General features: G+C 51.1%; 13 protein-coding genes. 7 read left to right on the top strand and 6 right to left on the bottom strand.

Annotated features, from left to right (window positions below):
- Nucleotides 1–4: 4 nt before the first annotated feature.
- From FAH66_RS02390 to trxA, 3 genes are all read left to right on the top strand, one after another.
- Nucleotides 5–1,558 carry a fatty acid--CoA ligase gene (locus tag FAH66_RS02390; RefSeq protein WP_167480307.1) on the top strand — a complete coding sequence of 518 codons (1,554 nt, stop codon included), beginning with the start codon at nucleotides 5–7 and terminating at the stop codon, nucleotides 1,556–1,558.
- 81 nt (nucleotides 1,559–1,639) lie between these two features.
- Entirely contained in the window at nucleotides 1,640–3,205 is a 1,566-nt protein-coding gene (locus FAH66_RS02385; protein WP_137040570.1) for an ABC transporter ATP-binding protein, read from the top strand.
- Between the two features lie 126 nt (nucleotides 3,206–3,331).
- A complete protein-coding gene (gene trxA / locus FAH66_RS02380) occupies nucleotides 3,332–3,664 on the top strand; it encodes a thioredoxin TrxA (protein ID WP_137040569.1) in 333 nt (110 codons plus the stop codon).
- Between the two features lie 61 nt (nucleotides 3,665–3,725).
- Here trxA and FAH66_RS02375 read toward each other — a convergent pair whose 3' ends face one another.
- From FAH66_RS02375 to FAH66_RS02350, 6 genes are all read right to left on the bottom strand, one after another.
- A complete protein-coding gene (locus tag FAH66_RS02375; protein ID WP_137040568.1) occupies nucleotides 3,726–4,043 on the bottom strand; it encodes a DUF2322 family protein in 318 nt (105 codons plus the stop codon).
- 97 nt (nucleotides 4,044–4,140) lie between these two features.
- Nucleotides 4,141–4,767, bottom strand: coding sequence for a uracil phosphoribosyltransferase (gene upp, locus FAH66_RS02370; RefSeq protein WP_039864255.1), 627 nt, complete (start codon nucleotides 4,765–4,767; stop codon nucleotides 4,141–4,143).
- A gap of 148 nt (nucleotides 4,768–4,915) precedes the next feature.
- Nucleotides 4,916–5,227 carry a Grx4 family monothiol glutaredoxin gene (gene grxD, locus FAH66_RS02365; RefSeq protein WP_003681608.1) on the bottom strand — a complete coding sequence of 104 codons (312 nt, stop codon included), beginning with the start codon at nucleotides 5,225–5,227 and terminating at the stop codon, nucleotides 4,916–4,918.
- A gap of 87 nt (nucleotides 5,228–5,314) precedes the next feature.
- On the bottom strand, nucleotides 5,315–6,565 hold the full coding sequence (locus FAH66_RS02360) for a glutamate-5-semialdehyde dehydrogenase (protein ID WP_137040567.1): 1,251 nt from the start codon (nucleotides 6,563–6,565) through the stop codon (nucleotides 5,315–5,317).
- A gap of 9 nt (nucleotides 6,566–6,574) precedes the next feature.
- Nucleotides 6,575–7,378: a glutamate 5-kinase gene (gene proB / locus FAH66_RS02355; RefSeq protein ID WP_049351184.1), complete on the bottom strand. Its 804-nt coding sequence runs from the start codon at nucleotides 7,376–7,378 to the stop codon at nucleotides 6,575–6,577.
- Between the two features lie 264 nt (nucleotides 7,379–7,642).
- Entirely contained in the window at nucleotides 7,643–8,428 is a 786-nt protein-coding gene (locus tag FAH66_RS02350) for an inositol monophosphatase family protein (protein ID WP_137040566.1), read from the bottom strand.
- Between the two features lie 175 nt (nucleotides 8,429–8,603).
- Between FAH66_RS02350 and FAH66_RS02345 the strand changes: the two genes are divergently transcribed.
- From FAH66_RS02345 to FAH66_RS02330, 4 genes are all read left to right on the top strand, one after another.
- Entirely contained in the window at nucleotides 8,604–9,419 is an 816-nt protein-coding gene (locus FAH66_RS02345) for an RNA methyltransferase (RefSeq protein WP_049335615.1), read from the top strand.
- A 40-nt stretch (nucleotides 9,420–9,459) separates the two neighbouring features.
- Nucleotides 9,460–10,329 (top strand): DUF1853 family protein, encoded by an 870-nt coding sequence (locus tag FAH66_RS02340; RefSeq protein WP_137040565.1) that lies wholly within the window; start codon nucleotides 9,460–9,462, stop codon nucleotides 10,327–10,329.
- Between the two features lie 34 nt (nucleotides 10,330–10,363).
- The gene (locus tag FAH66_RS02335; RefSeq protein WP_137040564.1) at nucleotides 10,364–11,623 is read left to right on the top strand and encodes an RsmB/NOP family class I SAM-dependent RNA methyltransferase; all 1,260 of its coding nucleotides are present in this window, start codon (nucleotides 10,364–10,366) and stop codon (nucleotides 11,621–11,623) included.
- Nucleotides 11,624–11,929: 306 nt separating this feature from the next.
- Nucleotides 11,930–13,159: a TolC family protein gene (locus FAH66_RS02330; RefSeq protein WP_137040563.1), complete on the top strand. Its 1,230-nt coding sequence runs from the start codon at nucleotides 11,930–11,932 to the stop codon at nucleotides 13,157–13,159.
- The last annotated feature ends 19 nt before the right edge of the window (nucleotides 13,160–13,178 follow it).

Below are 13,178 nucleotides of genomic sequence, written 5' to 3'. Positions count from 1 at the left end.
CAATATGGACACAAACTCCGAAATGCACACCCACCCTAATTTTTACGCTATGCTGACTGCAGCCTGCCAAAAAAACGGTAAAGGCACAGTCATTTTCAACGACAAAGAAAAAATCAGCTATTCCTCCCTCAAACGCGAAGTAGAAACCGTCGCCGCCTATCTGCAACACCAAGGCGTACAATATGGCGACAGAGTCGCCCTTGTCGTTTCAAACTCTCCCGAATTTATTGCTGCCTATTTTGCCATTACTTCCATCGGCGCGGTAGCCGTCCCACTCAACGTCTTTTTGAAAAGCGAAGAATTTTCCTACATCCTTAATGACTGCGGCGCACGCTTTATGTTCGCCTCCGCGCCGTTGGCCAAAGAACTCAAAAACATCAAAGCCAAAACCAAAGTCAATAAAATCATCTGGATTGGTGAAACCAACGCCGCCAGTGGCGATGACAGCTATTTCGATGCCGCGCGTACATTCCCCGGCAAGCCGAATCTGAGCCGTCAGTCGTCAGCCAACGATTTGGCGCACATTATCTACACCTCCGGCACAACCGGCCACCCCAAAGGCGCATTAATCAGTTATAGCAACCTGTTTTCCAACCTTTCGGGTATCGAACAAATTTTCCAAATTTCGCAAAAAGACCGCTTTGTCGTCTTCTTGCCCATGTTCCACAGCTTTACGCTGACCGCCATGGTTTTACTGCCGATATATCAAGCCTGCTCGATTATTTTGGTCAAATCCGTTTTCCCGTTCTCCAACGTGTTGAAACAGGTTTTGCTCAAACGCGCCACCATTTTCCTCGGCGTACCGGCTATTTACACTGCCATGAGCAAAGCCAAAATCCCTTGGTATTTCAAATGGTTCAACCGCGTCCGTCTGTTTATCAGCGGCGGCGCGCCTCTGGCCGGACAAACCATCGACGACTTTAAAGCCAAATTTCCGCGCGCCAAATTGCTGGAAGGCTACGGCTTGAGCGAATGCTCGCCCGTTGTGGCCGTCAATACGCCCGAACGCCAAAAAACCGCCAGCGTCGGCGTCGCCCTGCCCGGCCTGACCGTGAAAGCCGTCGATGACGAATTGATCGAAGTACCGCGCGGCGAAGTGGGCGAACTCATCATCAAAGGCGGCTCGGTGATGCAGGGCTACCTCAATATGCCTGACGCCACAGATGAAACCATTGTCAACGGTTGGCTGAAAACTGGAGACTTCGTCACCATAGACGAAGACGGCTTTATCTTCATCGTCGACCGTAAAAAAGACCTGATTATCTCCAAAGGCCAAAACGTCTATCCGCGCGAAATTGAAGAAGCCATTTACAAACTCGATGCCGTGGAAGCCACTGCCGTAATCGGCGTGAAAGACCAATACGCCGATGAAGAAATCATTGCCTTTATCCAACTCAAAGAAGGCATGAAACTGGAAGAAGCCGAAGTCCGCAACCACCTGCGCGGCCTGTTGGCAAACTTTAAAATCCCCAAACAAGTCATCTTCCAAGACGAGCTGCCACGCAATGCCACCGGCAAAGTGTTAAAACGCAAACTCAAAGAACAGTTTCAAGACTAAACCGCTGTTTCAGACGGCCCCTTGATTCATACAGGCCGTCTGAAAATCTGTATTCAACAAACTTTTCAGACGGCCACGACCATGACGACACCGATACTCGAAATCGAAAACCTAAACGGCTCCTTTCCGAGCAAGCAAGTCCTGCACGATATCAACCTGACCTTGCAACCCGGCCGCAAACTGGCATTGGTCGGCGAGAGCGGCAGCGGCAAAACCGTATTGTCGCAAGGCATTATGCGCCTGAATCCGATGGTTACCTTTGAAGGCCGTCTGAAATATTGCGGAACCGATCTGCTGACCCAGCCCGAACGCGCCCTGCAAAAACTGCGCGGCCGCGAAATCGGCATGGTGTTTCAAGAACCCATGACTGCCCTCAACCCCGTCATGCGTGTCGGCGAACAAATCGCCGAAGTTCTGTCCCTGCATTTGGGTTTGGATAAAAAACAGGCATGGGCGCGCGCTATCGAACTCCTAGACGAAACCGGCATCCACCAGCCCGAGCAAAAAGCCCAGGCCTACCCTTTCCAACTTTCCGGCGGCCAACGCCAACGCGCCATGATTGCCATGGCCGTATCAGCCCAGCCCAAGCTTCTGATTGCCGACGAACCAACCACCGCTTTGGACGTTGCCGTTCAAGCCCAAATCCTCGACCTGCTCTCACGCCTGCAGGAAGAACACGGCATGACCATGCTCTACATTACGCACGACTTGAACCTTGTGCGCCGTTTTGCCGACGATGTCGCCGTTATGCGTAACGGCCGTATCCTCGAAACCGGCAAAGCAACCGAAGTCTTCGCCAATCCGCAGCACGAATACACCAAAATGCTGCTCAACGCCGGCACAATGCGCCGAGTGGCCCCATTGCCTGAAAATCCTGCCACCGTCCTTAAGGCCGAACAAATCGCCTTCTCCATCAAAGAATCAGACGGCTGGTTTAAAAAACGCGACAAAACCATTCTCAACCCCATTTCTTTCGATCTCAAATCGGGGGAGACATTGGGCATCATTGGCGAAAGCGGTTGCGGCAAAACCACGCTGGCGAAAGCCGTTATGCACCTTATCGATTCCGAAGGCAGCCTGAACATCAACGGCGAGCCATGGCGACACGAATTGCGCCGAGAAATCCAAATGGTGTTCCAAGACCCATTCGGCGCATTCAATCCGCGCATGAACGTCTTTGATACCGTTTCCGAAGCCTTGCGCGTACACGAGCCTAGTATGCCGCGCGAAGAAATGCGCCGCCGCGTCGAAGAAGTCCTCAAACAAGTCGGCCTGCCCGAAGATGCACTCGAACGCTATCCGCACGCCTTCTCCGGCGGTCAACGCCAACGCCTCGCCATCGCCCGCGCCATCATTGTCCGCCCGAAAATCCTCGTATTGGACGAACCAACCAGCGCGCTTGATGTCCAATGGCAACAACAAATCCTTGAATTGCTCAGCGGCCTGCAAAAAGAATACGGCCTCGCCTTCATCATCATCAGCCACGACCTCGCCGTCATCCGCGCCATTTCCCACCGCGTGATGGTGTTGAAAGACGGCAAAATCGTTGAAGAAGGCGAATGCGAAAATGTGTTTGCCAATCCAAGCAGCGACTATACGCGCCATTTGATTGCCCACTCCGGCCACATGGTTCAAGAGGCCGTCTGAATCTTTAAGGATTACGATAGGCACATTTCAAAAAAACTATTACCGGGTGGCGGCACTTGAAATTTTCCCTGTCTGCCACTATTCTAAACAACACATTTATTAATCCCGATTTAAAAGGAAACAAACATGAGCAGCGAATTGATTATCCATACCAGCGATGCCAACTTCGAACAAGACGTTTTGAAATCTGACGTACCTGTACTGCTGGACTACTGGGCACCATGGTGCGGCCCTTGCATAATGATTGCCCCAATCTTGGACGACATTGCCTCCGAATTCCAAGGCCGTCTGAAAGTCGTTAAAATCAACATCGACGACAATGAAGCCACTCCTGCCAAATTCGGCGTTCGCGGCATCCCTACCCTGATGGTGTTCAAAAACGGCGAAAACGTTGCCACTAAAGTCGGCGCATTGGCTAAAGGTCAACTGACTGCATTCGTTGAAGCCTCTATCGCTTAAGGCTTTAAGTATATAAAAAGGCCGTCTGAAACTTGTTTTCAGACGGCCTTTTTTGTATTCATTAAGCAGCCAATGGTTTCAAAGTCAGGCTGATATTGTCAGTCTTCACTTTAAACAGCAAATCAATATTCGGATGCTTACCCGGATTGGCTTCGGCATCGGCAACATGTTCGGCAAACCATGCCAGGCCGCGTTCTGCCGCCGCTACGTCCAGCTTGCTGTCAAACTCTTGCGCCAAAGCATGGTAAAGCTTGAGCGAGCCTTGTTTGCCGGGCGCATTGGGAATGTGATGAACCACATTGCCCTCTTTATCGAGAATATCCAAGCCGCTCAAATGGTCGATGGCAGGCATGGTGGCCAGATTATCTTGGAAGCTCATGATTGTCCTTTCTGATGTGGGTTTAAAAGCAAACCATATAACAAGGCCGTCTGAAAGTTGATGTTTGACACTTTTCAGACGGCCTTAAACATTTCAATTAACGTGTACCGAAAATCTTATCGCCGGCATCGCCCAAGCCTGGGATGATGTAGCCGTGTTCGTTCAAGTGGCTGTCGAGCGCGGCAGTGTAGATGGTTACATCAGGATGCGCGTCATTGACGGCTTTCACGCCTTCCGGAGCGGCAACCAATACCAATGCTTTGATATTGCTGCAACCTTTGGCTTTCAGCAAGTCGATGGTCGCAACCATAGAGCCGCCGGTCGCCAACATCGGGTCGATAATCAGGGCAGGACGCTCGGCCATGCTGTCAACGAATTTCTCAAAGTAAGAAACCGGTTTCAGCGTTTCTTCATCGCGCTGCAAGCCGACAACGCTAATTTTAGCGGTAGGAATCAGGTCGAGTACACCGTCGAGCATACCCAAACCGGCACGCAAAATAGGGACAACGGTCAAGGTTTTGCCTTTGATACGGTCGCCTTCGATGGAGCCACACCAACCGTCGATGATGTATTTTTCGGTTTCAAAGTCGCGGCTGGCTTCATATGCCATCAGGCGTGCCAGCTCGGTAGTGAGCGTGCGGAATTTGTAGGTGCTGCATTCTGCCTCGCGCATCAAAGTCAGTTTGTGGCGGACGAGGGGGTGATTGATGACGGTAACGTTCATTTTCTGTATTTCCGAGTTTCGTTGACGGAGTGAATTATACTTTTTTTCACGAATGGCGGAAAGGGTATGTTTCGTGCGAAAGGCCGTCTGAATCAGGGTTTCAGACGGCCTTTGTCAACAATTTTATATTACGGAATATTGTAGATGATTAAGCTTTCAGCAATTCTTGCAGTTCGCCGGCTTCGTACATTTCCATCAAAATGTCAGAACCGCCGACAAATTCGCCGTTGACGTACAGTTGAGGAATAGTCGGCCAGTCGCTGTATTCTTTAATACCTTGGCGTACGGCATCGTTTTCCAATACGTTGACAGTCACATAGTCGGTGCAACCTGCCGCATTCAGGATTTGTACAGCACGGGAAGAGAAACCGCATTGTGGGAACTGCTTCGTGCCTTTCATGAACAATACGACGCGGTGGGTGGTTACGACTTCTTTGATTTGATCGTGGATAGAGGACATGTGTGTTCCTTTTACTAAATCGGTTGTTCGGGGAAAATCAAATTTCCCGCCATTATACGCAAATTGATGGAGTTGAGGGGGTGTTTCTCAACGTCGAATCTGACCGTTGCCGTTAATATAGAATTTGGTCGAAGTCAGCGCTTCCAAACCCATCGGGCCACGGGCGTGCATTTTTTGGGTAGAAATACCGATTTCCGCTCCCAATCCGAAAACAAAGCCGTCGGTAAACCGTGTGGACGCATTGACATAAACTGCCGCCGCATCAATGCTTTCTTGGAAAAACTCGGCATGGGCAATGCTTTGGGTCACAATCGCTTCCGAGTGATGCGTCGTGTGACCGTTAATCCAATCGACGGCTTCTTCCACTGATTTCACTGTCTTGACCGACATAATATAGTCAAGAAACTCGGTACTGTAATCTTCCTCGGTTGCCAAAACAGCATTTTTAAAAATACGCAGTGCTTCTTGATCGGCTCTAAATTCTACCGGATGCACTTTGGCAACGGCTTCTTCCAGTTTGGGCAAAAACGCTTCCGCTATCTTTTCGTGGACAACCAAAGACTCCGCGGCATTGCATACGCTCGGACGCTGCGTTTTGGCGTTCACGACGATATCGACCGCCATCTCCAAATCGGCACTGTCGTCCACATAAATATGGCAATTACCGACCCCGGTTTCAATGACGGGAACTTTCGATTTCTCTTTTACCGTCTGAATCAAGCGCGCGCCACCGCGCGGAATCAATACATCAATATAATCGACTGCCTGCATCAATTCCTCGGCGGCGGCATGACTGGTATCTTCAACCAGCTGCACCACATCGGCATCCATTCCCGCTTTTACCAAAGTCTGCCTGATGACGGCAATCAATGCGGTATTGGAATGGATGGCATCGCGACCGCCGCGCAAAATAATGGCATTGCCGGTTTTAAAGGCCAGAGAAAACGCATCGACTGAAACATTCGGGCGGCTTTCAAAAATCATGGCGACCACACCCAAAGGCACGCGTTTTTGAACAATCTTCAAACCGTCCAAATTGGTATAGCCGCGGACAACCTGCCCAATCGGGTCCTGCAAATCGGCAACCTGCCCAACGCCTTCCGCAATGCCTTTGATGCGTTCGTGATTCAAGCGCAGCCTGTCGAGCATAATGTCCGAGATGCCGTTTTCTTTTGCAGCGGCCAAATCGCGAGCATTTTCCGCCAAAATCATCTCAGCCTGTTCAACCAAATCCTTTGCAACCTGACGCAGCAGATTGTTTTTTTCTACGCTTCCCAAGCTGATTAACGTTTTACTGGCTTTTTGGGCACTCTTGCCCAACTGTTCGATATAGCTCATAAAACCTCCCTATTTCTCTTGTGCAAACCACGTTCCGATAGGCGCGCCATCTAAAACCTGAAGGATATCGCGCGGATTGGCGCTGTTCATCAACACCATCTGGCCATGATGTTCAAACATCATCTGCGCGCTCTTAATCTTACTGAGCATGCCGCCCGTACCAAACTTACTGCCCGATCCGCCGGCAGAAGCAATAATTTCTTCGGTAATATCGGCAACATGGTTGCGTAGCTTGGCATCGGCGTGGACAGCCGGATTTTTATCAAACAAACCGTCAATATCGGACAACATAATCAGCAAATCGGCTTTAACGATTTTCGCCACAACTGCCGACAAACGGTCGTTATCGCCAAATTTGGTGGTATGGTCCATCTCGTCCACGCTGACCGCATCGTTCTCATTGACAATGGGGATAACGCCGATGGAAAGCAGGGATTCAAAAGCATTGGTAACGTTTGCCAAACTTTCCGGATATTCGACCACATCGCGCGTCAGCAGGATTTGCGATACCGTCATTCGATAATGGGAAAAAATCTGCGAATAAAGACTCATCATGGCCACTTGGCCGACGCTTGAAACAGCCTGCTGCTGCGCCATTTCCACCGGACGTTTTTCCATGTTGAGGACATTCAGCCCAAAACCCATCGCGCCGGAAGACACCAGCACAATTTCTTTGCCCTTACTGACCAAGCTGGAAATGACAAAGGCCAGTTGGTCGATTTTTGCCAAATTGATTTTGCCGTTTGGCAACACCAAAGAACTGGTTCCAATCTTAATGACAATGCGTTTTACTGCTTCAAAATCTCGTTTCATTATTCTCCTCTGCTTTCTATTTTTATGATTGCATACAGCATTATTTCAGCCAAACGTATCTACATCATAACTGCGAAGCAATAGAAAATACAGACAAAATTAAAAAACGCCTCCTTTAAAAGCCATATTTTCAGTTTTTATCCGAATTCGTTAACAATAAAACAAAAGGCCGTCTGAAACCCGATTTCAGGTTTCAGACGGCCTTTTACCGATTATTAAGAACATGGCCTGCCACGATAAATACAGACCGTTCCCTATAAACGCTTATTGGTGTTCAGAAATAATTTTCAACATTTGCGCCAATACTTTAGGATTGGCTGCAACGATGTCGCCGCTTTCCAACCAGCCTTCATCACCAGACATATCGGTAACGATGCCGCCTGCTTCTTGGACAATCAATGCACCGGCGGCAATATCCCAAGGCTTGAGGTTGAACTCGAAGAAACCGTCCAAACGGCCGGCCGCAACGGCACACAAATCCAAAGAAGCCGCGCCTTCACGACGGCCACCGGCGGTTTTTGCCAAGAAATCTTTCAAAATCGCCAGATACTTGTCCATCATGCTTTGATCGACAACAGGGAAGCCGGTACCAATCAGGCAGCGGTTCAATTCAATGCGGTTGGAAACGCGGATACGGCGGTCGTTGAGCAATGCGCCTTTGCCGCGGGAAGCCATATATACGTCGTTGCGCTCAGGTGCGTACACCAAAGCTTCTTGCAACACGCCTTTGTGCAGGAGTGCCATAGAGATGGCGTATTGGGGATGGCCGTGGAGAAAGTTGGTTGTGCCGTCGAGCGGGTCGATAATCCATTCGTACTCGGCAGTGGCTTTACCGTGGGAGCCGCCTTCTTCGCAAGTGATTTTGTGATGCGGATAGGCTTCTTTGAGCACTTCCACCAAAATCATCTCGGAGCTGCGGTCAACATCGGAAACGAAGTCGTTGAATGCTTTGCTGTCTACTTTGACGGCACCCAGATTGCCAGCGGCGCGAATCATCATTTGCCCTGCTTTACGGGCGGCTTTGAAAGCGGTATTTAAAAACGGATTCATGGTTTTCTTTCTAATTCAGGTAAAATACGCCCTAATGCGCCGAACATGGCACACAAGAGGCTGTTAATCGTTTCCGATGCTGTTAAAGAACATTTCAGACGGCATGGAAAAAGGCCGTCTGAAAACAAAAAGATGGCGCATTATACCTGATTCCCGTACAAACAGAAAACAAAACATGACTTCCGAAAAACCCGCACTGCCCGCTTATCTGGACAACATCCGCATCATCCTCACGCGCACCAGCCATCCTGCCAATATCGGCTCCGCCGCGCGCGCCATGAAAACAATGGGCCTGCACAAATTGACCATCGTCGCCCCCAATCTGATGGCAACGCCGATGACGGAAAATCCGCCCGTGTTCGATCCGGAGCATCCGCAATCGTTTAAATTACCGGAAGAAAGTTTCATCCTCGCTTCCGGCGCGGCGGACGTTTTGGAAAATGCCACCATTGCCGCCTCTTTGGACGAAGCCCTTGCCGACACCACCATCGCCTGCGCCCTGACCAGCCGCCGCCGCGAAATTACTGCGCCGCTGCAAACGCCGCGCGATTTGGTGCCCGAATTACTGCAGGCCGCCAACCGCGGCGAGAAAGTGGCGCTGGTTTTCGGCAACGAAACTTTCGGCTTGAGCATCGAAGAAGTCCAAGCCTGCAACCGACTGATGACCATCAACGGCAATCCCGACTATTTCTCGCTAAACCTTGCCCAAGCCGTGCAGGTCGTGTGTTATGAAATCTTCAGCCAAACCGATTCGCCCATGACCCATCTTCAACAGGAAGACCACGCCGCTACCCACGAGCAAATCAAAGGCATGGTCGCCCACATGGAAAGCGTGATGAACGACATCGGCTTTTTCAACCGCCGCAATGGCGAGCGCCTGATGCGCCGTATGCAGAGCCTGTTCGGACGTGCCAATACGCAAACCGAAGACATCGATATCCTGCGCGGTTTTTTCAATACCGTCAGCCACCGTATCCATAAAAAAGACTGATTTAAGGCCGTCTGAAAACGTTACAAGCTTTTCAGACGGCATGACTGATATTCGGATAAGCATGAATTACGCCCTAGACGCATTATGGTGGAAACTCACCAGCCAACCCGTCCGCGACCTCGCCTCGCTGCTGACTGCGCCGCCTTTGTGGCAAAGCGGTTGCGAATTGAGCGTGCGCGAACTACTGGGGGAACACGGTTTCCGCTACCTTTTGGCATTGGACGCCGATCCCGCTCCGCTGAATGAACACCTTGCCCAACGTTCCCCGTTCGGCCACCGCCTCGGTATTTATGCCGAAGAGCTGCTGGCTTTTTGGTTTACCAACGCACCGCACACCAAACTGCACGCATATAATCTGACCGTTTTTTCAGACGGCCAAACTTTGGGGGCTGCGGATTTTGTTGTTTCCCTCAACCAACAGCCCTACCATATCGAGCTGGCGTGTAAATACTACGGCGGAGATCAAGTGCAGAACCTGCGCGGCCTCAATCCTAAAGACACGCTGACGGACAAAGCCGCCAAACTGGTGCAGCAATCCAAACTGCTGCATACGCCGCAAGGCAAAGCAACCTTAGCCGCACAAGGCCTGCCGGAGAATCCGCTTCCTACTTCAATCGTGCGCGGCATCGGATTTTTTCCACAAGGTTTCCATGCTTTTGAGCCGCCGCTTAATCCATACGGCTGGCGCGGCGTCTATATTCAAGATTGGGCGGAATACGGGTTTGAACGCCAAGAAGCCCGCTACCACCTGCTCGACCGTATGGCTTATCTTGCACCTGCGCGTGTTGCCGAAACCGAAACATTGAACGCAACCGAAATCCGCCGTATCGACCAAGGCTTGATTGCCGTTTTGGAATTACGGCCGGACGGCTTTTGGCACGAAATCGAACGCATCATGAAGGCCGTCTGAAACCATTTACCAACTTAAGAGAACCCATTACATTATGAACGCCGCACAACTCGACCATACCGCCAAAGTTTTGGCTGAAATGCTGACTTTCAAACAGCCTTCCGATGCCGTCCTCTCCGCCTATTTCCGCGAACACAAAAAGCTCGGCCGCCAAGACCGCCACGAAATCGCCGAAACCGCCTTTGCCGCGCTGCGCCACTATCAAAAAATCAGTACCGCCCTGCGCCGTCCGCACGCGCAACCGCGCAAAGCCGCACTCGCCGCACTGGTTCTCGGCAGAAGCACCAACATCAGCCAAATCAAAGACCTGCTTGATGAAGAAGAAACAGAGTTCCTCGGCAATTTGAAAGCCCGTAAAACCGAGTTTTCAGACGGCCTGAATACCGCCGCAGAATTGCCGCAATGGCTGGTAGAACAACTGCAACAGCATTGGAGCGAAGAAGAAATCCTCGCTTTCGGCCGCAGTATCAACCAACCTGCCCCGCTCGACATCCGCGTCAATACCTTGAAAGGCAAACGCGACAAAGTATTGCCATTGTTGCAAGCCGAAAGTGCCGATGCAGAGGCCACGCCTTATTCGCCTTGGGGCATCCGCCTGAAAAACAAAATCGCGCTTAACAAACATGAGCTGTTTTTGGACGGCACGCTGGAAGTTCAAGACGAAGGTAGCCAACTGCTTGCCTTATTGGTGGGCGCAAAACGCGGCGAAATCATTGTCGATTTCTGCGCCGGTGCCGGCGGTAAAACCTTGGCTGTCGGCGCGCAAATGGCCAACAAAGGCAGAATCTACGCCTTCGACATCGCCGAAAAACGCCTTGCCAACCTCAAACCGCGCATGACCCGCGCCGGACTGACCAATATCCACCCCGAACGCATCAGCAGCGAACACGACACCCGTATCGCCCGACTGGCAGGCAAAGCCGACCGTGTGTTGGTGGACGCTCCCTGCTCCGGCTTAGGCACGCTGCGTCGTAATCCCGACCTCAAATACCGCCAATCCGCCGAGACCGTGGCCAACCTTTTGGAACAGCAACACAGCATCCTCGATGCCGCCTCCAAACTGGTGAAACCTCAAGGCCGCTTGGTGTACGCCACCTGTAGCGTGTTGCCGGAAGAAAACGAGCTGCAAGTCGAACGTTTCCTGTCCGAGCATCCCGAGTTTGAACTCGTCAACTGCGCCGAACTGCTGCAAAGCCTGAAGATTGATTTGGATACCGGAAAATACCTGCGCCTCAACTCTGGAGAACACCAAACCGACGGCTTCTTTGCCGCCGTATTGCAACGTAAGGATTAAGGTTGAAAAAAAGGCCGTCTGAAATCCTTTCAGACGGCCTTTTTTGATAGATTTTTTACATTAAAATCATTAAATACGATAGTCGCGCTCTGCAATAATATACTTTAAGGCATGTATCTCGACCTTTTATCAGAATATTGTGAAAAGCTGGAAAAAATGTTTTATGCTTTGTAAATGTATGCGTTCTCGTTCAAAATTCGCCCGGTCATGCCTCAGGCGATACCCGATACAGACAACGATAATATATAAATCATTTGGTTAAAAATCATGTCGCATAGTTATTCTTCCCCCACAAAGCCCCGTTTCTTGTTATCGGCCGTTGCCGTTGCCTGCTGTCTGTTGCCGTTTCAGACGGCCTCTGCATACAGCCTGCAAGACATCCTCAGGGACGCTTTAGTCAGCGACCCGATTGTGCGTGAAGCCAAAGCCACTCAAGAAGCAGCGCAAAGCACGACCAAAGCCACGCGTGCGCGTCATTATCCTGTCGTGACCCTGACCGGCACGAAAGTGCTGGCGCAACACAATAAATATTCCAGCAACGATATGAAAGACGGTGTCGGCGTTCGTGGCAGCGTAAACATCTACTCATGGGGAGCGATTGAAGCCGCCGTCCGCCGCGACCGCAGCCGCGAAGAATACTATCAACACAAATACACCGAAAGCCAAGAGCAGCTGGGCAGCGATATCGGCCGCCTCTATCTGAGCGCATTGCGTGCAAAAGAAACCCTGGTCCTCAACGAACAGACTTTGGCGCGCCACAACAACCTCTTAAAAGACTTGGACACCATCGTCAAATATGATGCCGGCCGCCGTTCCGAGCTGATTGAAGCGCGCGCGCGCCAACTGCAAGTGGCAAACATCATTGCCCAACAACGCCGCACCATGGATTTGGCACTGAGCCGCCTGTCCCGCTATACCTCGCGCCAGCTGACTGCCAACGACTTGGAAGATCCGTTTAAAAACGACACGGCGAAATCCATCAGCGAACGCTTCAACAACCCCAACCGCAACAACAATCCGTCCTATCAGGCGCAATTGGCCGAACGCGACAGCGTCCGTGCCGATTTGGACGCTTCCAAAGCCGAACGCCTGCCTGCCCTCAATTTGGAAGGCAGTGCAACGCGCAACACCAGACAGCTTTATTTAAACGTTGCATGGAATGTGCTGGATATTGCCGCACGCCACAATGTGGAACGCAATGCCAAATCATTGATTGCCGCAGAAGCCAAGTCCGAACAAATCCTGCGCGACATGAACGAACGCGTTCAAACATCCGCCATCGATATGCAGGAAAGCGAACAGCGTACCGTGCTGACGGCGCAACACATCGCCGCCCAAAAAGAAGTCATCAAAGTGTACGAATTGCAGTTTAAAATCGCCCGACGTACGCTGACCGACGTTTTGAGCGCATACAGCGAGTTATCCTCCATCGAACAGGATTACGTTGCCGCCCGCAACGATTTCCGCGATGCGGCACTCGACTATTTAAATACCCAGGCCAAAATCTCCGCTTGGGTCGGTTTGGCACAAAAATAAAGCCATATCCGCCGGTTAA

The organism is Neisseria subflava, from assembly GCF_005221305.1.
GTDB classification, from domain to species: domain Bacteria; phylum Pseudomonadota; class Gammaproteobacteria; order Burkholderiales; family Neisseriaceae; genus Neisseria; species Neisseria subflava.
This window is presented reverse-complemented; position numbering and strand designations above follow the sequence as displayed.